Origin of the sequence: Gottfriedia sp. NPDC058432 (assembly GCF_042721555.1) — a bacterium.
Classification (GTDB): Bacteria; Bacillota; Bacilli; order Bacillales; family Bacillaceae_G; genus Gottfriedia.
The window spans coordinates 41,175-65,683 of sequence record NZ_JBHXLC010000019.1 but is presented as its reverse complement, the minus strand read 5'-3'; the positions used below and the strand labels follow the sequence as shown (position 1 = coordinate 65,683).

At 32.5% G+C, this 24,509-nt stretch carries 19 protein-coding genes and 3 pseudogenes; 4 read left to right on the top strand and 18 right to left on the bottom strand.

Features of this window, described 5'->3' with window-relative positions; translation table 11 throughout:
* Genes mce through ACFWM3_RS17645 form a run of 4 tightly spaced genes read right to left on the bottom strand, consistent with a single transcriptional unit; the run spans position 1 to position 5,722 of the window.
* Positions 1 to 441, bottom strand: coding sequence for a methylmalonyl-CoA epimerase (gene mce, locus ACFWM3_RS17660; protein ID WP_390312270.1), 441 nt, complete (start codon positions 439 to 441; stop codon positions 1 to 3).
* Positions 441 to 1,460, bottom strand: a complete 1,020-nt coding sequence (meaB, locus tag ACFWM3_RS17655; protein ID WP_056465862.1) for a methylmalonyl Co-A mutase-associated GTPase MeaB — start codon at positions 1,458 to 1,460, stop codon at positions 441 to 443. The genes mce and meaB overlap by 1 nt, the downstream gene beginning before the upstream one ends.
* Positions 1,461 to 3,626, bottom strand: coding sequence for a methylmalonyl-CoA mutase (gene scpA, locus ACFWM3_RS17650; RefSeq protein ID WP_390312269.1), 2,166 nt, complete (start codon positions 3,624 to 3,626; stop codon positions 1,461 to 1,463).
* Positions 3,623 to 5,722: a methylmalonyl-CoA mutase family protein gene (locus ACFWM3_RS17645; RefSeq protein ID WP_390312268.1), complete on the bottom strand. Its 2,100-nt coding sequence runs from the start codon at positions 5,720 to 5,722 to the stop codon at positions 3,623 to 3,625. Before ACFWM3_RS17645 ends, scpA begins: the two co-directional genes overlap by 4 nt.
* Positions 5,723 to 6,121: 399 nt before the next feature.
* On the opposite strand from ACFWM3_RS17645, the pseudogene ACFWM3_RS17640 reads away from it, so the two are divergent.
* Positions 6,122 to 6,980 (top strand): annotated as a pseudogene (locus ACFWM3_RS17640) (IS1595 family transposase); the annotation flags it as partial.
* A gap of 62 nt (positions 6,981 to 7,042) precedes the next feature.
* On the opposite strand, the gene ACFWM3_RS17635 reads toward ACFWM3_RS17640, so the two are convergent.
* Both ACFWM3_RS17635 and ACFWM3_RS17630 read right to left on the bottom strand, forming a co-directional pair.
* The gene (locus ACFWM3_RS17635; RefSeq protein WP_390312267.1) at positions 7,043 to 7,384 is read right to left on the bottom strand and encodes a hypothetical protein; all 342 of its coding nucleotides are present in this window, start codon (positions 7,382 to 7,384) and stop codon (positions 7,043 to 7,045) included.
* 101 nt (positions 7,385 to 7,485) lie between these two features.
* Positions 7,486 to 8,010: pseudogene (locus tag ACFWM3_RS17630) on the bottom strand (class I SAM-dependent methyltransferase); the annotation flags it as partial.
* 349 nt (positions 8,011 to 8,359) lie between these two features.
* Between ACFWM3_RS17630 and ACFWM3_RS17625 the strand changes: the two are divergent.
* Entirely contained in the window at positions 8,360 to 9,061 is a 702-nt protein-coding gene (locus ACFWM3_RS17625) for a GNAT family N-acetyltransferase (RefSeq protein WP_390312265.1), read from the top strand.
* Between the two features lie 136 nt (positions 9,062 to 9,197).
* Here the strand turns inward: ACFWM3_RS17625 and ACFWM3_RS17620 are convergent, their stop codons facing one another.
* The 9 genes and pseudogenes from ACFWM3_RS17620 to ACFWM3_RS17580 form a co-directional block, all read right to left on the bottom strand.
* Positions 9,198 to 10,166 (bottom strand): PDR/VanB family oxidoreductase, encoded by a 969-nt coding sequence (locus ACFWM3_RS17620; RefSeq protein WP_390312264.1) that lies wholly within the window; start codon positions 10,164 to 10,166, stop codon positions 9,198 to 9,200.
* A 6-nt stretch (positions 10,167 to 10,172) separates the two neighbouring features.
* A complete protein-coding gene (locus tag ACFWM3_RS17615; RefSeq protein WP_056465881.1) occupies positions 10,173 to 10,661 on the bottom strand; it encodes a dimethylamine monooxygenase subunit DmmA family protein in 489 nt (162 codons plus the stop codon).
* Between the two features lie 6 nt (positions 10,662 to 10,667).
* Positions 10,668 to 11,618 (bottom strand): annotated as a pseudogene (locus tag ACFWM3_RS17610) (heme-dependent oxidative N-demethylase family protein).
* Positions 11,619 to 12,377: 759 nt separating this feature from the next.
* Positions 12,378 to 12,674 (bottom strand): rhodanese-like domain-containing protein, encoded by a 297-nt coding sequence (locus tag ACFWM3_RS17605; protein WP_390312263.1) that lies wholly within the window; start codon positions 12,672 to 12,674, stop codon positions 12,378 to 12,380.
* Positions 12,675 to 12,690: 16 nt separating this feature from the next.
* Complete coding sequence (locus tag ACFWM3_RS17600) at positions 12,691 to 13,044, bottom strand: rhodanese-like domain-containing protein (protein ID WP_390312262.1); 354 nt, start codon at positions 13,042 to 13,044, stop codon at positions 12,691 to 12,693.
* A gap of 74 nt (positions 13,045 to 13,118) precedes the next feature.
* Positions 13,119 to 13,379, bottom strand: a complete 261-nt coding sequence (locus ACFWM3_RS17595) for a metal-sensitive transcriptional regulator (protein ID WP_056465893.1) — start codon at positions 13,377 to 13,379, stop codon at positions 13,119 to 13,121.
* Positions 13,380 to 13,904: 525 nt separating this feature from the next.
* Entirely contained in the window at positions 13,905 to 14,483 is a 579-nt protein-coding gene (lepB, locus tag ACFWM3_RS17590; RefSeq protein ID WP_390312261.1) for a signal peptidase I, read from the bottom strand.
* A 100-nt stretch (positions 14,484 to 14,583) separates the two neighbouring features.
* Complete coding sequence (locus tag ACFWM3_RS17585) at positions 14,584 to 16,227, bottom strand: AMP-binding protein (protein ID WP_390312260.1); 1,644 nt, start codon at positions 16,225 to 16,227, stop codon at positions 14,584 to 14,586.
* Positions 16,228 to 16,440: 213 nt separating this feature from the next.
* Positions 16,441 to 17,697, bottom strand: coding sequence for a cation:dicarboxylate symporter family transporter (locus tag ACFWM3_RS17580; protein WP_056465901.1), 1,257 nt, complete (start codon positions 17,695 to 17,697; stop codon positions 16,441 to 16,443).
* Positions 17,698 to 18,342: 645 nt separating this feature from the next.
* Here ACFWM3_RS17580 and zwf point away from each other — a divergent pair.
* Positions 18,343 to 19,842 (top strand): glucose-6-phosphate dehydrogenase, encoded by a 1,500-nt coding sequence (gene zwf, locus ACFWM3_RS17575; protein WP_390312259.1) that lies wholly within the window; start codon positions 18,343 to 18,345, stop codon positions 19,840 to 19,842.
* A 69-nt stretch (positions 19,843 to 19,911) separates the two neighbouring features.
* On the opposite strand, the gene gndA is transcribed toward zwf, so the two are convergent.
* Positions 19,912 to 21,318: an NADP-dependent phosphogluconate dehydrogenase gene (gndA, locus tag ACFWM3_RS17570; RefSeq protein WP_390312258.1), complete on the bottom strand. Its 1,407-nt coding sequence runs from the start codon at positions 21,316 to 21,318 to the stop codon at positions 19,912 to 19,914.
* A 247-nt stretch (positions 21,319 to 21,565) separates the two neighbouring features.
* On the opposite strand from gndA, the gene ACFWM3_RS17565 reads away from it, so the two are divergent.
* Positions 21,566 to 22,675 carry an AbrB family transcriptional regulator gene (locus ACFWM3_RS17565; protein ID WP_390312257.1) on the top strand — a complete coding sequence of 370 codons (1,110 nt, stop codon included), beginning with the start codon at positions 21,566 to 21,568 and terminating at the stop codon, positions 22,673 to 22,675.
* Between the two features lie 120 nt (positions 22,676 to 22,795).
* On the opposite strand, the gene ACFWM3_RS17560 is transcribed toward ACFWM3_RS17565, so the two are convergent.
* A complete protein-coding gene (locus tag ACFWM3_RS17560; RefSeq protein ID WP_390312256.1) occupies positions 22,796 to 23,542 on the bottom strand; it encodes an SDR family NAD(P)-dependent oxidoreductase in 747 nt (248 codons plus the stop codon).
* A 98-nt stretch (positions 23,543 to 23,640) separates the two neighbouring features.
* A complete protein-coding gene (locus tag ACFWM3_RS17555) occupies positions 23,641 to 24,090 on the bottom strand; it encodes a MarR family winged helix-turn-helix transcriptional regulator (RefSeq protein WP_390312255.1) in 450 nt (149 codons plus the stop codon).
* Positions 24,091 to 24,509: the final 419 nt, after the last annotated feature.

The following is a 24,509-nucleotide window of genomic DNA, read 5'->3' as shown; positions in this document are numbered from 1 at the left end:
TTATTCAACTTCCTTTCTGGTTAAACTAGATGATGGTTGGCATAGCTCGAACAATACTTTATTCGTTGAATTTGGATGAAGGAAAGCAACTAGGCTATCGTGCGCACCCTTTTTTGGAACTTCATTAATTAGTTTAATTCCGTGTTCTTTCACAACTTCAAGCTGTTTCTCACAGTTTTCTGTTTCTAAAGCAATATGATGAATTCCTTCGCCTTTTTTCTCAATAAACTTTGCAATTGGGCTTTCTGGACTAGTTGCTTCTAAAAGCTCAATTTTCACTTCACCGATTTCGATAAATGCTACTCGTACTTTTTCACTTTCAACAATTTCAATTCCTTTAAGTTTTAAACCAAGCACATTCGTATACAATTGAATAGAAGTCTCTAAATCTCTTACTGCAATTCCAATATGATTAATTTTTTTAGGACTAGTCTCTTGCATTACAATGTCTCCTTCCTATTGCCTTCAAAAATGGATAATAAATAGTTTGCAGCTGAAGTTGCTGTTAATTCTCCATTTACAATTGAACTTTCAATCGTTTTTAAATTTAGTTTCACACTTTCATGATTCATAAAACTTAGTTTCAACTGTTCAAAAACCATGTTGTACATCCAATCAATCATTTGTTTTTGACGTCGCAAAGAAAAATAGCCTGACTCAGTTGTTAGATCTTTAAAAGCATTAATTTCATTCCATATTTCTTCAATACCTTCACCAAGTAACGCAGAAGCGGTATATGCTTTACTTGTCCAGCCAGGAGTTGAAGGCTGTAATAAGTGGAGTATTCGATTAAATTCAGCCTTAGCCGCATTAGCTTTTAATTTGTTTTGTCCATCAGCTTTATTGATGATAATTGAATCTGCAAGTTCCATGATGCCTTTTTTAATTCCTTGTAGCTCATCTCCTGCTCCAGTTAGCATGACTAAAAGAAAAAAATCTACCATTGAACGAACCTGTACTTCACTTTGTCCAACACCGACAGTTTCGATTAAAATCACATCATAGCCTGCTGCCTCGCATACTAGCATTGATTCCCTTGTTTTACGTGCAATCCCACCAAGAGAACCGCCTGATGCAGAAGGTCTAATAAATGCATTCGGATTCTTTGAAAGTGAATCCATTCTTGTTTTGTCTCCTAAAATACTACCTTTTGTAATTGTGCTACTTGGATCGATTGTTAAAACGGCTACTTTATGCCCTTGTTCACACAAATAAGTTCCAAAGCTTTCTATTAAACTACTTTTACCGGCTCCTGGAACCCCAGTTATTCCAATCCGGATCGAACGACCTGAATGAGGAAGTAACCTCGTCAACACATTTTGTGCAGAATACATATGTGCTGACGAATTACTTTCTATAAGGGTAATTGTTTGGGCTAAAATAGTTCGATTGCCTTCAAGTACTCCATTTACATAGTCGTCTTCAGAAAGCTTTTTCTTTCTCTTGTTTTCTTGATCCATTTAAATCGAATCCTCAAGTCGGCGATTAATTTCTTCAATAACCTTTTGTGCCGCAACTGGGATAACAGTACCTGGTCCGAAGATTGCTGCTGCTCCGTTTTTCAATAAAAACTCATAATCCCCTGCTGGTATTACCCCTCCAGCTACAAGAACAATGTCCTGTCGACCTAGTTTTTTTAACTCTTCCATCAATTGTGGAAGTAGCGTTTTGTGACCACCTGCTAAAGAGCTCATTCCGATAACATGAACATCATTTTCAACTGCTTGAAGTGCCGTTTCCGCTGGTGTTTGGAATAAAGGACCGATATCTACATCAAATCCTAAATCCGCAAATGCTGTTGCGATTACTTTCGCTCCACGATCATGACCATCTTGTCCGAGTTTAGCTATCATAATTCGAGGACGACGACCTTCTTTCTCTTCAAAATCATCAGCCATTTTACGTACAATCTCTATTTCATCTTTTTCACCGTATTCCGCACTATAAACACCCATAATTGAACGAATAACAGCTTTATGTCTACCTACTACTTTTTCATAGGCATCCGAAATTTCACCTAATGTTGCACGAGCTCTAGCAGCCTCAATTGCAAGCGCTAACAAATTACCTTCCCCAGACTCCGCAGCCTCAGTAATCGCGGTTAATGCTGCCTGCACTTTAGCTTCTTCTCTAGATGCTCGAAGCTCTTGTAGTCGCATAATTTGCGCTTCACGAACTGCAGTATTGTCGACTTCTAAAACATCTAATGGATCTTCTTTTTCAAGGCGATATTTATTAACGCCAATAATTGTTTCTTTACCTGAATCGATGTGAGCTTGACGTCTTGCCGCAGCTTCTTCGATTCTCATCTTTGGTAAACCAGTTTCAATCGCTTTTGCCATACCACCTAATGATTCAACCTCTTGAATATGTGCCCATGCTTTTTGTACTAATTCATTTGTTAACGATTCAATGTAATATGAACCTCCCCAAGGGTCCACTACATTACAAATTCCAGTTTCTTCTTGTAAATAAAGCTGCGTATTACGGGCAATACGAGCAGAGAAATCCGTTGGTAATGCAATTGCTTCATCTAAAGCATTCGTATGAAGTGATTGAGTATGCCCTAACACAGCGGCCATCGCTTCAATACAAGTACGAGTCACATTATTAAATGGATCTTGTTCTGTTAAACTCCAACCAGATGTTTGTGAATGCGTTCTAAGCGCCATCGATTTTTCTTTCTTTGGATCAAATGATTTTATCAATTTAGCCCAAAGCATGCGTCCTGCTCTCATTTTTGCGATTTCCATGAAATAGTTCATTCCGATTCCCCAGAAAAATGATAAACGAGGAGCAAACGAATCAATATCGATTCCCGCTTTTAAACCAGTTCGAACATATTCCAATCCATTTGCTAGAGTATAGCCTAGCTCGATATCAGCAGTTGCCCCTGCTTCTTGCATATGGTAACCAGATATACTGATGCTGTTGAATTTAGGCATATTTTGTGAAGTATAAGAAAAAATATCAGCAATAATACGCATTGATGCTTCTGGCGGGTAAATATAAGTATTTCTCACCATATATTCTTTTAAAATATCGTTTTGAATTGTTCCTGTAAGCTGTGATTGATGTACGCCTTGTTCTTCAGCAGCAACAATATAAAATGCTAAAACCGGAAGTACAGCACCATTCATTGTCATTGAAACTGACATTTTATCTAACGGAATACCATCAAATAAAATTTTCATATCAAGGATTGAATCAATTGCAACCCCTGCTTTTCCAACATCCCCTTCAACACGAGGATGATCCGAATCATACCCACGGTGAGTAGCTAAATCAAAAGCAATCGATAAACCTTTTTGACCAGCAGCTAAATTTCTTCGATAAAATGCATTACTCTCTTCCGCTGTTGAAAAGCCTGCGTATTGGCGAATTGTCCAAGGTTTGTTAATATACATCGCAGGGTAAGGTCCACGTAAAAACGGAGCAATTCCAGAAACATATCCTAAGTGTTCCATCTGATTAAGATCAGTCGAATCATATAATGGTTTTACATCTATTTGTTCTAAAGTTTTCCAATCTTCTTGTTTAACTTGCATCTGTTTAGGAGGTGCTATATTTGGTGCTGAAAATGTTGTATTAAATGGCATCTTTGTAAAGTCTGTTAGTTTGTTCATTTCAAAATCCCTCCATCCTTTTGAAGATTTTCTAACTTCTCGAAATTATTTACATTGATATGAATGAAATCATCAATTCCAACTTGTTTGTATAAATTCATATCATCAAATGACGGCTTTCCTGCTAAAAGTACTTTGGCATTCGGATTAATTGTTTTAATCTGATTTGTTATAGAAGGTACAACTTCTGAATATTGATCATCAGTTGAACAAATGACAACAATAGTCGATTCTGATTTTTTAAATGATTCGATTACTTCATCAATGGATGTAAAGCCTTTATTTTGTAGCACCTTAAATCCTCCAACTTCAAAGAAATCAGTAACAAAGTCAGTTCGAGGCTTGTATGCTGCAACTTGTCCAAAATTTGCTACAAATACAGTTGGGAATTCACCAGTACTATTTTTATAACTTTGAGAATTTTGGCGTAATGATTCATAAGGTTGTGCACCACGATGTATGTCTAATTGATTAACTCTAGGAAGTTCTGAATCTATTAAATTCATTTCATTTAAAATATTCGAAATTGTTGCACCAATATTTACTGCATCAATTATATCTTCAATTGAACAACCAGTTTGTAATACTAAATTTTCGGAACCGCCATCAATGTTTTCTTTATTCACTTCAATTTCTGAACGATTCAATTCTTTTTTCTCTATTCTTGTTTCATTCAGATTCGGATAAATATTAGTCCCAATAAATTTAGCTTTTCTATTTTTTATGTTGTTCGATTTTTCTTCTGCAACCTGTTTAACTAATGCTTGAGGAAAACCTTCTTGTATTGCCTTAACCATTCCACCTTTTTCTTCAATCTTTTGGAATAGTTCCCATGCCTTTTCAGCCAAAGAGTAAGTAAGTGATTCAATATACCAAGAACCACCAGCTGGATCAGAGACTTTTGATAAATTTGATTCTTTTTCAAGAATTAAATGTGTATTTCTCGCAATACGTCTAGAAAACTCATCAGATGATTTTATCGATTCATCGAATGGCGAAACATGAAGTGAGTCAGATCCTCCAATTACTCCTGCAAAAGCTTCAACAGTTCCTCTAAGTATATTTACATAAGGATCATAAATCGTTTTTGTCCATGCAGATGTACGTGAATGAATGTTCATTTTTTGTGCAGCTTCATTGCCACCTAATTCTTTTATAATTCTTGCCCAAATCATTCTAGCTGCTCTTAATTTTGCGATTTCCATAAAGAAGTTCGATCCGACAGAAAACGAGAATAGTATTTTAGCCGCTGCATCATCAAGCGGGATTTGTCGATTATCCATTTCACGTAGATACTCTAATCCAGTTGAAATAGCAAATGCTAATTCTTGAACTGCATTTCCTCCTGCATCGTGATAAGGATGTGACTGTACTAAAATATTTCTTAAATTTGCAGTATGATTAACTGACCATTTTGTGATCTCTGCCATCATTTTGTAAGCATTTTCAAGAGAATACGGAAGTGTCCCTTCTTTCACTAAATTACTGATCGGATCCATTCCAATAAAGCCATTTATTTTATTAAAATCGTAATTTTGTTGTTGTAAATATGCGATAAATGAACCAAAAAATGCTTGCCCACCGTTAACTGTTTCAATATATAAAGGAACTTCCTCTAAATTTATATTTTGAAAGGCTATTCTAAAATCTTTAATAGATGTTAGGATTAACCCTTTATTTGAATTATTATTTTGACTAGTTGTTTCTAAAGATTCGTTTAGTTGAATCTTTAACATCGTTTGACCTTTGTCTAAATCATGTTTTGCAACACGGTTGAACTCTATTGGAGAAGAACAATCTAGTTCCTGACTAATTTCCCATGGCTTTTCTAGATAACCTTGTTCACTTGTTCCTCTAACGAAAGGAAATTCTCCTGGTTGTGCGTTTAGATAAGGATAGTTAGCGATATCTTCTTCCCCATACATCGGCTTCAAAATTATTTCTTCATATGTTTTTGTTACAAGCTTTTCCTCAATAGTGGCTCCTTTTAAGGATTTTTCAACAACATCTCTCCACTCTTGTACAGTAGGCTTTGGAAATTCAGCAAATAAATTCTCTTCCAAGTTAAGGTTCGAAGTTTTAGTATTTTCTGACATGTATAAAGCCACTCCTTTCTTTATCTCTTAATTTAATAAGATGTAAATATAAATTGGATCGTCGAATTTACCTATGTAATAAACTCGATTTTTCTTTTCATTAAGAATATAAATGCAAAGAATAATTAAAATTTCGACAAACACTTTCAAAAATCCTCCAAAATTATGAAAATTACGTATTTTTTAAATGCTCTTATTTATAAATATATTTCGACATTAGTTTTTTTTAAAGCCGCTGTTAAATTATTTGAACTAAAAAAGGTTGTCTAATTAGACAACCTTTATGAACCTTTATGTAACTAACGCATGTCCATTAATTAAACAAGAAAACAAGTCTTTTTGTATGGCTGTTTTCGCATAGATTGCTGCTATTTTGACCATACTCCTTAAGGGTGCAGCGAAGGTCTTGGTTGTGTTCATTGTGGGAGTATAAAGGTTAAGCGAAACGGAAAATATCGTGGAAGACAGCGTTACTTCTGTCATGATTGCTCCAAGTCTTTTAATGACTTAACAAATACCCCAATTTCAGGTTCGCGATATCTTGGAAAATGGGCTAAATATTTTCGTATGATGATTGAAGACTACACCTTACCCAAAATTGCTGAAGAGCTTAAAATTCACATTTCAACTTGTTTCTATTGGAGGCACAAGATTTTATTTGCATTGCGTTCATTAGGATTTCAAGGTTTAAAGGGAATCGTTGAAAGTGACGAGACCTTTTTTAAAGAGTCCTTTAATGGACGTAAAGTAGAAGGCAGAGACCCCAAAGAACGTGGTGGAAGAGACCCAAAAAGAGGTATAAGTAGTCTAAAAATTGCAGTTGTAGTTGCACAAGACCTAATGGTCAAGTAGTTGTTAGAAAAGCTGGTCGTGGTCGTGTCCGAGCAGAAGAAATCGATGCGGTAATTGGGGAGTATATAGACCCCTCTGCTTTGTTATGCACAGATACTGCAACGAACTATAAAAAGTTTGCATTGGATAAAGGTCTAAAACACGAAACAATTAATGTCAGTAAAGAAGGTTATGTGAAAAAAGGCATATACCATGTTCAGCATGTCAACAGCTTTCATAAACGCCTTGGAGATTGGATGGATAGATTTCAAGGAGTGGCTACTAAATATCTCGACAACTACCTATACTGGTTCAAATTCTTACAACAAAATAATAAGTTAGCTACTAATGACAGAGTAAAGGATATGATGTTAGGTCCTGTCAAATTCCTAATTACATTACAGTTAAATATTTACGAGAAGTATAAATATAGTTGAATTAAAAAAGCCATATCAATGATATGACTTTTAATGGCTTCCTGCTTATTAATTAATCACCTAATGAAATGATTAATAAATTTTGTTCAAGCGCTTCTATGCACAATACCTTTAGTTCATTTGCAAATTTTCTAATTTCCTTTTCTGTACGGTCATATTCAGCTATGTATTTAGTTAACATGTAATCGCACAAATTTAGCAATTCCTTAATTTCTTTTTCTCTAAATAAAGTATCAGCATATTGGTCCAAATAAGTAAGCAACCGCATACTTGCATTATTTCTTTCCTGATTAGCAATATACACATGAATTTTTTCATCAAAAGATACGTGTTGTCTATCTAACCAGTCTCGTTTCTTTTTCCCTTTTGCTAATATAAAATCAAGTGATGGCATTTTGCGTACTCCTCGAAATAACTATTTTCTTTAATTATACATGATTTTCTGAACAACCAATCTACCATTTTAGTTGAATAACGATTAATGATAATTGTTCCGATTTCAATTGATTTACTTTCTAATGATATGCCTTCTTCGTTAGAAAGAGGAAAGGTTGCAGTCGTAATTTCACCTGTACGCCAATTGCTTGGTAATTCCAAATCAACTATTAGGCGCCCTCCTGGCATTAAATGATTATAAAAACATTTCAGTGCATCTTTAGCATCCGTTAAATTGTCTATCAAGCAAAAGGAGCCAGTAGGTATAACGACAGCTTCATATTTTGATTCCAAAGAAAAACTACGTAAGTTACCTTCATAAAGCTTCGGATTTAAGCCTCTTTCTTCGCATCGTTTTTGACAAGAATCTAACATTTCAGTTGAATAATCTATGCCATCAACAATAAATTCATTTTCAAGTAAGGGAATTAAGAATCGGCCAGAACCGACAGCTGCTTCAAGTATTTTCCCTTTAGTCCCTTTTAGTCTTTCAAGATAATATTCAATATCACCATCAATTGAATACCCCACTGGTTTGGTAAAATCATATACTTCCGTACTTAATGCACCATAATAACTAAACATTTCATTTCCTCCAATATTATATGCGGAAGAATTTTAATTGAAATATGAAAACTTCTGCACCTCAAGTTTGTTAGATGTAGGTAAAGAGCTGACTATCATATTAAATCACTCACTTTCTATAATATTGTTACAATTATACATTTTTTGTAGAATCAATCCAGTTATTTCAATCATATTTCACTCCCGCTTTAATGCTGGTACCATTAAAATAGTCGCATCTGGTACTTTTGATTTTACTAGATTGTGATTGAATAAAGGTAAATGAGCTGAATAAAATGGTTAAAACACTTAAGTTCTGCACGCCTTCCAACTAAACTGTAGTAAAAAATAAATAAAATGTGGTGATTAAATGAATCAGAGAATAAACAAATACAACCAGCCAATTGGTGAGGAGTTGTCCAATTGGGAGATAAGAGAATTCCCTTCTGATATGTATTATGTTGGAAAACATACTATTGTCACTAGATTATCTCGTACTCATACTAAAGATCTCTATAATGCATTTAAAATTTCTAATCCTAGTAATTGGACTTATTTAACCGACGAACCACCTCTCAACTATGAAAATTTTGAACAAACATTACTAGAAAAAATAGAAAGTAGCACTCAGATCTATTATGCTGTGATAAATAAAGAGACTAATAAACCACTTGGAATATTTAGTTTAATGAGGATCGATCAGACAAATGGGGTAATTGAAGTTGGAAGTATAAATTTTTCGGATGCTTTAAGAAGAACAATAATCTCGACCGAAGCACACTATTTATTAGCTAAGTATGTTTTCGAAGAACTCCAATACCGACGTTATGAATGGAAATGTGATTCTCTTAATGCTCCCTCCATTAAAACAGCAAAACGTTTAGGATTTAGTTATGAAGGCACCTTTAGAAATAACGTTATCTATAAAAACCGATCACGAAGCACCACCTGGTTTTCAATGCTAATAGAAGAATGGCCCCTACATAAACAGGCATTAACTCAATGGTTGGCAGAGGAGAACTTTGATGAAGAAGGAATTCAAATTCAAAAATTAGAATCATTTAAGCAATAAGAACAAAAAAATATGCTTCATCATCAGCTTTTAGAAAATCAACTTTACACTCTAACAGAGACTTCTAAAAAAAGCATAAAAATAAAACAGCTAGTCTATCAATTAAATAGGTTAGCTGTTTTAATAAAATCGAACCCTATATTTCTAGGATTATTTGATTTGATTTTGCCCTAGAGACACAAGTTAAAATCATATTATTACTTTTTCTTTGATCCTCGTCCAATAAAAAGTCGAGATGCTCAATTTGGCCATCGATTACGTTTACCTCACATGTCCCACATCTTCCAACTCTACAGGAATATGGTACTTTTATGCCCTCGTCGAGTAAAACATCTAATAAAGTTTTATCAACGGGAACATGCTTTGTAGTTCCATTCGCCAGTCTAACCTCAAATGGTCTTGAATTAGCCAATATTTGTGGTGTAAAAATCTCAATATGGACACTTGATTTTGGATAGCCAAATGCAAATGCCGATTCATTAAATTGAGAAATAAACCGATTAGGACCACAAAAATAGACATGAGTTCCGATTGAATGGTCTAAAAGAGTTTCAACTTTTATTCGACTAGAATTATGCTCTTTCGTAAAGTAAAAAGTAGTCACTTCCTTATAATATTCATTTAAAAAGTCATAATATGCACTACTTGATTTAGTTGCTGAAGTATAATGAAGTTCAAAAGATTTATTTTTACTTTTTAATTCTTTCATCATCGATAAAAATGGCGTTATGCCAATACCCGCTGCATAAAACACATGATGTTTTGCTCTTGAACTTAATGGAAAATGATTTTTTGGATAGCTAATCCGTAGTCGATCACCTACTTTAATTCGTTCATGCCAATATTTTGAACCGCCCTTTGATTCCGAATTTAAATGAATGGCAATTTTATAAGTGTTATCAATAAGTGAATTATGAACTAATGAATAAGGTCTGCAAATAATCTCATTTTCTGCAGCAACATATGTATTAATATGAGAACCTCCACTAAAAGTTGGAAGATTAAATTCATCAATTGGAATAAAACTAAATTCTTTAACCTGTTGTGTTATTTGCTTTATTTCATTAACACGAACTAGTATCGTATTCTCAATCAATCCATTCACTCCCATCTACAATTTAGCGATGTTTCCTAAATATGCGTCATAATGGACCGAATAATGGTCAGAAACTGAAAGTAATAAATGACAGTTTTGACACTGAATTTCTTTACCAATTTCTAAATTTTTTAATTCAGTTAAACTATGACAACGACAACAAAAAACGTTCGAATTCAGTTCACCATACCCAACATATTGTACTTCATCTTCAAAAAATCCAACATCCTCTATAATTGACCGTAAATTTTTAAGTTCTTCTTTACTAAGTGCTATATATAAATAGCTACCCATTTTCTGGCTTTGCAACCAAGTTTTAATATTATTTTGCAATTGTTCTGGACTTGAATCAAATCCGATGAATACAAAATCAAAAGAATAGTTTTTCTCAAGTAACTTTTCTAAAATTGGCTGAATTAGCGGCCTACCTCTATGATTCGAACAGATTAAATATTTTCTTTTTCCATCTATAAAACTAGCTTCTTCTACTATTAATTTATTCATCACATTCTACCCAACTTCATCAAGTTTATTTTTTAAATATGTTATTACTTCTTTTTTATATGAAGAGATTCCTTTATAATCTGAAATGAAATCCGGCAATTCACTTAGAATTTTATAAAATTGCTCTAACCATTCCTTATTTAAGGTTAATTGCTCTAGTGGTAATAAGTGAGTATGAATCGTAAATAGGAGGCCATTACTAGCAGCCAACCTAAATAACTTTTGAACTTCAACGCGTAAGTGAACGAATTTCCCGACATTATCTGTAGTAACTTTTTTTCTATCTTTACCCCATTGATCAAATGTTTCTAATGAAGTATCTAGTCTTTTTCCTGCCATTAATGACTAATTTTTACGAGCCCAAGGTGTTCCTTGTTCAATATTTTTTAAGAAACGAAGAATTCGATCATCCAATGATTTTTCATTAAACATAGGGATTGGCTGATGAATCTCTTTAAATCTCATTCCTAGTTTAAAAGTAAGTGACCAATTTGAAGGAAAACAAAGATGTCCAGCATCTAAAAATAAATCGCCATCTCGTTGACTCATATAAATTATATCCTCTTGTACATGTCTACCTATGAAATTCAATGGCTTTCCTAAAACAGATGTTAGATCCCTAAAGCTAAATTGTTCCTCCTCCATTAGAAGCTTATTAAATATAGTCCAATATTCATGACCCTTATGAACTTCAAAATAATTTGGATAATACTTTATTAAATGATCTAAAACTAATTCTACAATTTCCCATTGACCTTCTAAACTAGTAGGAAGTGCTTGATAACAATGGCTAGGTGTCTTGTGTAACAAGCTTCTTTTTAATTTTATTTCATTCTCATATTTAGGTGTAATCTCGATGCTTGCAGGTGGATCTAATAGAATAGAATTATTTGAGTAACGATAAATCTCATCTTTAAACGGATACGGAAAACATTCTAATTCATTAACTTGATTCATCTGAACACCCTTTATAGTAGATTAAAAGTAAACCGTACAAATTAGTTAAACTAGATAAAGATAAACTCACTACTAATTTCTGTGTTTTTGTTACATTAGATTTTAATTAATTATAAGAATATTCTGTTTTTTATGTCAATAGTTAGTCCGATTTATTGTGCATTTTAATTGAATGTTTACAAAAGAATTATATATGAGTAGGTTATTTTCATTTTTTGCTTTTTAACTTACTTATGAACCATTTATATAGTACTAAAACTGAGTTTTTTGCCTTTTTACTTACTCATGAACACCTTATGAGGTACTAAATCTCAGCTTCTTTCTATTTTACTTCCTCATGAATCCTTTATGAGGTACTATATCTGAGCTTTTTGACTTTTTGCTTCCTCATGAACTCTTTATGAGGTACTATATCTCAGCTTTTTGACTTTTTACTTCCTCATGAACTCTTTATGAGGTATTATATTTCAGCCTTTTGACTTTTTACTTACTCATGAACTCTTTATGAGGTACTAATTTACAGCTTTTTGACTTTTTACTTACTCATGAACCCTTTATGAGGTACTATATCTCAGCTTTTTGACTTTTTACTTCCTCATGAACAACTTTTAAGGTACTAAATCTCATCTTCTAGCTTTTTTTACTTACTCATGATCCCTTTTTTTGTGTTTTCTCTACTAATAAACCTGAAAATATTGTGACCTTTCAATACATAAAAAAATTGCTTATATTCTTTTATAAGCAATTTTGGCATTTTGTTTATTCAATTTCGCCTGTCCATGCAAGCATACCGCCAGTCATATTCACAACATTGAATCCATGACTTTCTAAAAACTGTACTGCTCGGCTACTTCTGCCGCCAGCATGACAAACAACGATGTATTCATTATTTTTATCTAGATCAGCCATGCGAAATTCGATTAAACCAAGTGGAATATGCGTCGCACCCGGGATTATTCCGTTTGCTACTTCATCAGCCTCGCGAACATCAATAATATTAAGTTTATCTCCGTTTTTTAGTAGATCTTCAAGTTTTTCTGCTGTAATTTCTCTCATTCATTATTCTCCTTTATTAAGACCAAGTACTCATTCCGCCTTTTACATTTGTAATATTGGTATAGCCCATTTTTTTAAGAACTTTACATGCTTTTTTACTTCTCATTCCACTTTGGCAAATAATAATTGTTTCTTGATCTTTTGATAGATGATTTATATTTTGTTTTAACAAATGTAATGGAATATTTTTGAATTCTTTAATATGTCTTCCTTTATATTCTGCAGAAGTTCTAACATCAATGAATTGTTTTTCCTTACTTTTCAATTCATTTTTTAATTCATTTGTTGAAATTTGCTTAACTCCTTTAATTGGAAGAAAAGTTTGTACTAGAAAATAAGCAATTAATACGATGATTAGAATATTTAACATTTCCAATTAGTCTCACTTTCAAGAAGTTGATGTTAAGTAATATTTGGCCAATGATAGGGTTTTACAAATGTTTATTATCTACTTTTTACTAATAAGTTAACTGCTTCTTTTACAAGCTCTTCTGCACTTTCTCCATTTTCATCAGCTAGTCTTACACATTCAATTAGATTCGTACTTACGATGACTCCAATTGTACGATCCATTGCCGCTCTTACTGCTGATAATTGAGTTATAACTTCTTTACATCCTTTATCCTCATCCATCATTTTTAAAATGCCTCTAAGCTGCCCTTCAATTCTTTTTACTCTATTTTTTATTTGATCATCATAAGACATAGAAATCTTTCCTTTCTAAGTAAAATTTTTACATTAGTTAAAATGAACTATATACCCAGATAGGTATGAAGTCAAATAAATTGTTGTCCTTTTTAGATTTATAGAAGAAGTAGAGCTAATGGCATATACGAGTTAAAAAAACACGAAACTACCTATTTAATAGACAATTTCTTTTTAAACAGCATAAAAGCCTGGTATCTAACTATTCCAGGCTTTACTACTTTACATATTTATTACTAAGAAAGGTATGGTGATAATCGCTATGATCATTAATAACCAATTGTTCTTCTTAATTTGAGTAATTTCTTCCTCTAATAAAAGTTCTTCACTTTTTTTCATTATATATTCCTACTTTCAGTTTTGATTAATTTATTCTTATATTTAAGATTTATTGCCTTAAATACAGCTTAAAATACCTGTAAGTATCAATTTTATTGCTTTTTTACTTTATATAATGAAAATGAAAATTTAATGAAAAATCTTTTACTAATTTTTTATACTATTTAATCCATTTTACTTTTCCTTTTAGTGTATTATTCTTAATCGATCAAACGGAAAAAAAACTCCTTCAACTTTGCCGACTATTTCAGACTGCTTTATATACCCTAAACCATTTCTACTATCTTTACTATTCAAACGATTATCTCCCATTACTAAATATGACCCGTTAGGTACTTTCACTTGATTAAATTGGAGAAATTCTCTATAGACATTTTTCAAATGGTCATTTAAATAGTTTTCAGATATATGTTTTCCATTAATATAAAGGCGTCCATTCGTTAAATTAACATAGTCACTTGGCAAACCAATTATTCTTTTGACGTAATACTTAGGGTCATTTTCTTTTTTTATAATGACAACTTCGCCTCTATTTATTGATGAAATATGAAATGAGGCTTTGTTAACAAACAAATAATCATGATTATGCAGGGTCGGTTGCATCGAAGCACCTTCAACAATAAAGGGAGAAAAAATAAAAATCTTAACAATTAATGCGATCGTAAATGAATAGACTATTAGTTTAAAAGTTTGCCTTGTAGATTCCTTTTTTCGTATTTTCAACTTTTTATCCCCTTTAAGTGTTTTGTGTCCACATTTTAACATAATAGGATTAAATGTTTTCCTTATAAATATTTAATTAAAAAATAGCAATGAATGTTTTCTGTTTCACTTTGCTATTTCTTTAATGATTAAACCAGATCGATTAAACTTGTTTTTGAGCAGTTTCTATAGCTTGCTCTCTAAGTCGGAATTTCTGTATTTTTCCCGAGGCAGTCATCGGGTACGCTTCTACAAATTCTATATATCGTGGAATTTTATGTTTTGAGATTTTTCCTTTACAGTACAATCGAATATCCTCTGGTGTAATTTTTATACCTTCTTTAAGAATAATCCAAGCCATTACTTCTTCCCCATACACATCATCTGGTACTCCAACAACTTGTACATCTAACACATCTGGGTGAGTATATAAAAATTCTTCTATTTCACGAGGATAAATATTTTCCCCACCACGGATAATCATGTCTTTTAGCCTACCAGTAACTTTGCAATAGCCATTTTCATCCATGATCGCTAAATCCCCAGTATGTAACCACTCATCTTCGTCAATTGCAACACGAGTAGCTTCTTCATTTTTGTAGTAGCCCTTCATGACATGATAACCTCTAGTACAAAGTTCTCCTTGTACTCCACGAGGTACTTCAATAGATGTGCCTGGTTCTACAATTTTCACTTCAACATTTGGTAATGCCTTACCAACCGTTTCAACTCGTACCTCAATTGGGTCATTCGTTCTAGTTTGTGTAATAACTGGAGAAGACTCCGTTTGACCATATGCAATTGTAATCTCTGTAATTCCCATTTTTTCGATTACGGCCTTCATAACTTCAATTGGACAATTTGACCCTGCCATAATTCCAGTTCGTAAAGTTGATAAATCATATTTAGAAAATTCAGGTTCATTTAATTCAGCGATAAACATTGTTGGAACTCCATGTAATCCCGTACATTTTTCATCTTGTACTGTTTGAAGTACTCTTTTTGGACTAAAGTCTTGTACAGGTACGATCGTTGCTCCAACAGTAACACAAGCCATGGTTCCTAAAACACATCCAAAGCAATGGAAAAATGGCACAGGAATGCATAAACGATCAGCCTTTGTTAATTCCATACAATTCGCGATATTAAATCCATTATTGACGATATTTGAGTGTGTAAGCATTACCCCTTTTGGGAAACCAGTCGTTCCAGATGTATATTGCATATTTATAACATCATACGGACTCATTGATGCAATTCGCTTATCCAACTCTAAGTCTGATGTATTTTTTGCCATGGAAATAAGCTCATCCCATGAGAATGTTCCAGGGTATTTTTTCTCACCAAGAACAATTACGTTCCGTAAAAATGGCAGTCGACTACTATGAAGTTCTCCAGGAACAGCATCCTTTAATTCTGGAATAATTTCATAAAGCATTTCAATATATGAAGAATCTTTATACTGATCCATTAAAATAATCGTTGTTGAATCAGATTGCTTTAATAAATATTCTAGCTCAGCTGTACGATAATTTGTATTTACTGTAACAAGAACTCCACCCATTTTGCCCGTTGCAAATTGTGACGTAAGCCATTCAGGTGTATTTGAAGACCATATTGCAATATGATCACCTTTTTGAATTCTTAGACTCATCAAACCTTTTGCTACTTCTCTACAGTGTTTTTCAAATTGTTCGTAATTCATCCTTAAACCTCGATCCGCATAGACAACAGCCTCATGAGTAGGATGTAATTTCGCTTTTTCTTCTAATAGTTTCCCTATCGTAATATCTAGTAAATTTGTCATCTTATCCTCCTTAATTGGTTCCCTTCCAAAAGGACGCGTTATTAAAAATTAAACCAAACATAATTAAGAATATTCTATGTTTTTAGACTTTTCCCTTTAAAAAAACTTCTGTAAAATAAGAAAAGCCACAAGGAAATTCTTATTCCTTGTGGCTACTCTTTTTAGATAATTCATTTGAGAGTCAAAATTAAACTATTTTTTCTATATTATACGTTACATAGCAACGTTATTATCATTCTTCACCACTTCTGGTTTAAAGGCACCTTCCCATTTAGCAATTACAACTGCTGCTAAAGAGTTACCTACTACGTTTACTGCAGTTCTAGCCATATCTAGAATACGGTCAATACCAGCAATAAATGCTAAACCTTCAACTGGAATACCTGCAGTACCTAATGTTGCTAATAATACAACAAACGAAACGCCTGGTACACCTGCGATACCTTTTGAAGTGACCATTAGAACTAACATTAGTGAAATTTGAGCAGTGATTGATAAATGAATACCATACATTTGAGCGATGAAAATTGCTGCTAATGCTTGATATAAAGTTGATCCATCAAGATTGAATGAGTAACCAGTCGGAATAACGAATGAAGAAATTGATCTTGGTACTCCGAATTTTTCTACTTTTTCCATAATTCTTGGTAAAACTGTTTCAGAACTCGCAGTAGAATATGCCAAGATTAATTCATCTTTAATTAATTTAATAAACTTAAAGATATTAACTCCTACCATTTTAGCTACTAAACCTAATACTACAACGATAAAGAATGCCATTGTTAAATACACAGTTATGACTAATTTTCCTAATGGAATTAAAGATTCTAATCCAAATTTTGAAACTGTAACACCGATTAATGCAAAAACACCAAATGGAGCAAATTTCATAATTTGATTTGTAATGTAAAACATTGTATCAGCTGTTCCTTGGAAAAATGCTAATACAGGCTTTCCTCTTTCTCCCACAGCTGTAATACCAAGACCGAATAGCACTGAGAAAAAGATAATTGCTAACATATTTCCTTCAACAAACGCTGAAAAAATATTCGGCGGTACGATATTTACAAATGTATCTGCAAAACCATGACTTTTCACTTCTTTAGCTGTTTCAACATAAGTATTTATATCAGTTTTGTGAAGAATACTCATATCTACACCAGCGCCTGGTTTAACGATATTCGCTACTAGTAATCCGATTAAAATCGCAACTGTTGTAATAATCTCAAAGTAAAGAATCGTTTTTCCGCCTAAACGGCCAAGTTTTTTCGTGTCACCAACACTAGCAACACCTACAATGATACTTGAAACAACGATTGGTATTACAATCATTTTAATCAGACGTAAAAAGATATCTCCAATTGGTTGTAAATAATCTGCAACCTTTGGATTACCATAAAAAATTGCGCCTACAATGATCCCGATAACAAGACCAATTAATATTTGCCAAGCTAAGCCAATTTTTTTCATAATAAAAGTCCCCCTTGTAGTTGAATTTTGCCAAGTTTTTTAATTTACTAAAAATAACAAAACCATTTAAATTTTTATTAAATGGTTTTAAGCACTACTTGGCTTATTAAGATATCGATGGAACTCTCATAAATTACCCATCATTTCCATAATTTAGTTTTTGATTATATTCAGAATTTACAATCAAAAAAAGTTATAAAAAACAGTATAACAGAAATCATTACGATTTCAATTTTACTATATTTTCCAAATGTCGATAAAGGTACATTACAATTCTACTAAAAAACTGAGATTTTGACAAATTCTCCTTGCTGTTTTTTAATTATTTTTTAATTTTTAACCAAATAATTACATATTACTATTTATAAGAAGAAAAATGTTGCATTATCTATTTCATTTAAAACCTCTTTGTTTACAGGGAATAAGAAGAAAAAAGTTAAATATTATCAAGACACTTATTTACGAATCTGTTCGTTTTGTTTATGATATAAGATGAATAATTTGGAAATTTAACTTATTTTTTAATAATTAATGAAAATGCTTTCAAAATATTTTTTTGAAAGTGACTTTACATAATTTGTATAATCAGCCTTGATTATTACTAAAATAAGTTAGAATTTATGTTTAAGAAGTGAGGTAAATTAATTGAAAACTAAAGTAAACCCAAAAGCAGTTATTGTCATTTTTGGAGCAACGGGAGACCTAGCAAAAAGAAAGCTTTTTATTTCAATATATAGATTATTTTTAAGTAAAAAAATTGATGAAGGTTTTGCGGTTGTAGGTGTTGGTAGAAGACCTTGGTCAAACGACGAGTTTCGTGAAACAGTTAAAAAATCAATACAATCTATTGCTTCATCTGACTCTGAAATTGAAAGCTTTTTATCTCATTTTTACTACCATCAATTTGAAGTATTAGAACCGTCTTCATACATAGAATTAGGAAATTTACTAACAAACTTGGATAACCATTATTTAATTCCTGGTAACCGTGTTTTCTTCCTAGCTATGGCACCAGAATTTTTCGGAACAATTGCTAAGCAGTTAAAACAGAATGGTTTGGCTGATACAGATGGTTGGAGCCGAATTGTAATTGAAAAACCATTTGGACATGATCTACCGAGTGCAATTGAATTAAATGATGAAATTCGTGAAGCATTTTCAGAAAGTCAAATCTACCGTATCGACCATTACTTAGGTAAAGAAATGGTTCAAAATATTGAAGTGATCCGTTTTGCGAATGCAATGTTTGAACCACTTTGGAATAATCGATTTATTTCGAATATCCAAATTACATCTAGTGAAATTCTTGGTGTTGAAGACCGTGGTAAGTACTATGAGAATTCTGGAGCTTTAAAGGATATGGTTCAGAATCATATCCTTCAAGTGGCGGCACTACTTGCTATGGAGCCTCCGATAAAATTAACAACTGAAGAAATTCGTAGTGAAAAAGTTAAAGTATTTAAAGCTCTTCGTAAAATTGATGAAAACGAAGTAAAAGATTATTTTGTTCGCGGACAATATGATGCTGGTGTAATTAACGGTGAAGAAGTTCCAGCATATAGAAATGAAAACAATGTTGACCCTGAGTCTCAAACTGAAACATTTGTTGCTGGGAAACTTTTTATCGATAATTTTAGATGGGCTGGTGTACCATTCTATATTCGAACTGGAAAAAGAATGGCTACAAAGTCTACTAAGATTATTGTTCAGTTTTCAGATATACCAATGAACCTTTATTACAATACAAAAGAGACAATGTCTCCAAATTTATTAATTATCCATATTCAACCCGATGAAGGTATTACATTACAATTAAATGCAAAAAGATCTGGCTCAGAAGATGGCTACACAAAGCCAATTCAACTAACATTTAATAATAATTGCGTTGATTGTATTAATACACCAGAAGCATACGAGCGATTAATTTATGATTGTATGTTAGGTGATGGAACAAACTTTACGCATTGGGATGAAGTTAAATATTCTTGGAGCTTTGTAGATGTCATTTCAAAAGCTTGGGATCAAAAATTAGCACCACTCACAAATTATGATTCTGGCTCGATGGGACCAAGTGAGGCTGATACTTTATTGACAGTTGATGGTCATAAATGGTGGCCTGTTTCTGAACGATTAAATGAACATTAAGAACGTTTATATAAAAAAGTTACCCCCACATAATCGAGGGGGTAACTTTTTTATTTTTCGAAAATAAAATTATGTCCACTGAGTATGGAACTTACCTTCTTTATCAATTCGTTCATAAGTATGTGCACCAAAATAATCTCTTTGTGCTTGAATTAAATTAGCAGGAAGTGTTTCAGTACGATAGCTATCAAAATAAGCTAAAGCTGCAGAGAAACATGGAATTGGAACACCAGCTTCAATTGCTACAACGCTAATTTTTCTTAATGCACCTTGATAGCTTTCTACGATTTCTTTGAAATATGGATCAAGTAATAAGTTAGAAAGATTAGCATCTAGATCATAAGCTTCTTTAATTTTTTGTAAGAAAGCCGCGCGAATAATACATCCGCCTCTGAAGATCATTGCAATATCTCCGTATTGTAAATCCCAATTATACTCATCAGATGCAGCTCTTAATTGAGCAAATCCTTGAGCATATGAACAAATTTTGCTCATATAAAGGGCTTTACGCACATCTTCAATAAGTTGCTCTTTATCACCATTATATGTACTTGTTGACGGACCAGATAATAATTTACTTGCTTTTACTCTTTCATCCTTCATTGCAGAAATGAAACGTGCAAATACAGACTCAGTAATAATAGAAGTTGGAACACCTAAATCTAGTGTGCTTTGACTAGTCCATTTTCCAGTACCTTTTTGTCCTGCTTTATCTAAAATAACATCTACAAGTGGTTTACCTGTTTCTTCGTCTGTTTTAGTGAAGATATCAGCTGTTATTTCAATTAAATAGCTATCAAGCTCGCCCTTATTCCAATCACTAAATACATGGTGCAATTCGTCAGCACTTAAGCCAAGTACATTTTTTAATAAAAAGTATGCTTCTGAGATTAATTGCATATCACCATATTCAATTCCATTATGAACCATTTTTACGTAATGACCAGCACCATCTGGGCCTATATATGTTGTACAAGGCTCATTATTTACTTTTGCAGCAATCGCTTCAAAAATAGGTTTTACTAGTTCAAATGCTTCTTTTTGACCACCAGGCATAATTGAAGGACCTTTTAAAGCTCCCTCTTCTCCACCTGAAACACCTGTTCCAATAAAATGAATTCCGCTATCAGATAACATTTTGTTTCGTCTTTGCGTGTCTTTATAGTATGTATTTCCACCATCAATTAAAATATCACCTTTATCAAGATGAGGTAATAATTGTTCAATTGTTGAATCAGTTGGTGCTCCTGCTTTTACCATAATCAATATTTTTCTAGGTGTTTCAAGAGAATTTACAAATTCTTCAATTGAAAATGTTCCAACTACATTTTTACCTTTTGCTTCTTTTAAAAATTCTTCTGTTTTTTCAACTGATCGGTTATATACAGAAATTGAGAAACCTCTACTTTCAATATTTAAAGCTAGGTTTTTTCCCATTACTGCTAAACCAATTACGCCTATTTGTTGTTTAGCCAATTCAATTAGTCCTTTCTAATTAAAATTTGCAAGGGTTTTCAAAATTAAAATTGTAAAATATTTACTATCTTTAATATATCCTCCGATTAGTTTTGCTATCCTGTTAAATATTCTAAAGACTAACCGAGCAAAATCCTTGCATACCATAAACTTAAGGTCAATAATGATATTAACATAACGAGCGCGATGAATAAATGTAAACATGATCTACATATTAAAATTTTATAATTTGAAAAGAAGTGAAACGATGGTAATAAATTACAACAATAATAAATGGACACAGCTTTTATTAACTTTAATTATTGCAATTATTGGTGGATTTTTATTTCAATTAATTAAACTACCAATACCTTGGCTCCTTGGACCAATGTTTTTTGTCCTTATATTTTCTAAAATTAAAGGGATAAAATTGTATTGGTCAAATAAAATCCGAGATACAGCCATGATCATAATCGGCTACACAATTGGGCTATCATTTACATCTTCTACGTTTATTCAAATCGGACATCAATTAACTTCTATGATATTGATGACCTTTCTACTCATCCTTTTTACAATTACAATTTCAATCATAATTTCTAAAGTATTTAAAATACATTATCCAACTGTTTTGTTAGGTAGTATTCCTGGGGGACTAAGTCAAATGATTGCTCTGGCTGAAGAGATTAAAGATATTGACTTTACAATTGTCACTTTCTTACAAATTTCCAGGCTTATGATGATTATTTTTATGGTCCCATTATTAATTTTCAGTCCATTTTTTAATGTACATAAAAGTTCGATTACAGAAGCTATTCACCATTCTTCGGCAAGCTGGCATAGCTTATTTCCAAACATCATTATTTTTGCTATTTTCTGTACACTACTTGGTGTTTTAGGGAAGAAAATAAATTTTCCAACAGCATTACTTTTAGGTCCAATGATCGCTACCATCATCCTTAATTTATCAGGACTACATGGACCTGCCTTACCTTCTGTTATATTAGACTGTTCCCAGTTAATGATGGGAAGTTATATTGGCTTATTATTAAAACCAGAAAACTTAAATAACAAATTAAAAATTGTTTTAGTTTCAGCCTTAAGTGGCGTTGTTTTATTAACGTTTTCGCTTTTATCTAGTATATTTTTAACACATATTCACACCATTGATCATATTAGTGCCTTACTAAGTTTAGCCCCTGGTGGAATGGATCAAATGGCCTTAATTGCTAAAGAAGTAGACGCAGATATAACTGTAATTATGTGTTACCAACTATTTAGAACGCTATTTATATTTATTGTTGTACCATATTTATTAAGATATATTTTTAGAACAAGAATACAAGAAAGTAAGGTTAAGCGAGTAAGTAATGAATAAGAAAAAGAAAACCTATCCTTGCTTTAGTGTGTAGACAAAATACAAAAAACTTGAGTATCAGACTGATTGCAAGCGCTTGTCAACAGTCTGAAGCAAGGAAAATAAGCTTTCCTTGCTTTTCTATTCTTCATAGATCATTTTTCTAGTCATTCCACCATCAATTATGATATTTTGACCATTAATAAAGTTATTTTCTGGATCAGCTAAATAAATACAAGCTTTAGCTATATCTTCAGGCTTGCCTACTCGATTTGACCAATGTTGAAGATGATCAGTTTCTTTTAATTCTTCTTTCTGGTCAACATGTATCCATCCAGGGCTAATGCAGTTTACTGTTATACCATTTGGCTGAAGCGATGCTGCTAATGAATGGGTAATTGATACAATTCCACCCTTTGAGGCTGCATACGCTTCTGAATTCGGCTCCGACATGATCGCTCTAGTTGATGCCATATTTATTATTCTTCCATTATTATTCATGACTTTAGCAGCTTCTCTTGATGAAATAAAAACGCTTCTCAAATTAGTATTTATTACTTGATCCCATTCATCTGTTGATAAACTTAAAAATGGCTTAAAAGCGGAAATTCCAGCATTATTTATTAAAATATCAAGTCTACCAATTTTGTCAAAGACGGTGCGAATAAGATTTATGATGTCTTCCTCTTTACTAACATCAGTCTTATAGAATATTGCTCTTCCACCATTTTCCTCAATTTGCTTTACAACTCTATTACCTTTTTGTTCATTGATATCAGCTATAAAAACAATTGCTCCTAATTTTCCAAATGCAATTGCAATACCCTCTCCAATTCCATTCGCACCACCTGTAATAATAATTGATTTCCCTTTAAACTTTTCTTCCATATTTTTATACCTCTTCTTACAATTAGTCTATTTTTATTATTTCCAGCCTTAACAAAAAAAGCCGTCAAATGACAGCTTTTAATTCGAATTAAGTTATCTCAATCTTGAGGTTGATTTTTGCTTAATCCTATCTTTTTTAATAAATAGATTAACATATCTTTTTCAGCTGAATTTAGTTGAGAAAATAAGCTATGAATCATTTCGCTATGAGCTGGAAAGATGCAACTAATTACTCTTCTCCCCTCTTCAGTCAAAGCTGCATAGATAACTCGTCGATCTTTTGGACAATGAATGCGTTTAATATATCGCCTTGCCTCTAATTTATCTAATACATACGTCATATTTCCGCTTGAGATTAATATCCTTTTTCCAATTTGTTGGATTGGCTGATCTCCTTTATGATAAAGCAATTCTAAGACTGCAAATTCAGTTAAATTCAAACCAAAACATTTAATATTATTAATAGAAGCATCATTCAAAAATCGATTTGCTTTACAAATTTCAGAAAATAATTGGAGCGAATTAGTTGAAATTTCATTTTGATTCATTTCATTTCAACTCCTTTCAACTATCTTGAATTAAAGATAATTTTAAAGTATTTTTTGAAAGTAGTCAATGTCCTAAAATGTGATTAAATACATAATGAAGATTTGTGAGTATTTTTAGTTTACATAATATTATTATGAAATACAGGTTTAATTCCTTATGAATCTCTTATGAGTAACTACATTTCAGTTTCTAGCTGTTTTACTTCCTCATGAACCTCTTATGAGTAACTACATTTCAGTTTCTCACCGTTTTACTTCCTCATGAACCTCTTATGAGTAACTACATTTCAGTTTCTCGCTGTTTTACTTCCTCATGAACCTTTTATGAGTAACTACATTTCAGTTTCTCACCGTTTTACTTCCTCATGAACCTCTTATGAGTAACTACATTTCAGTTTCTCACCGTTTTACTTCCTCAT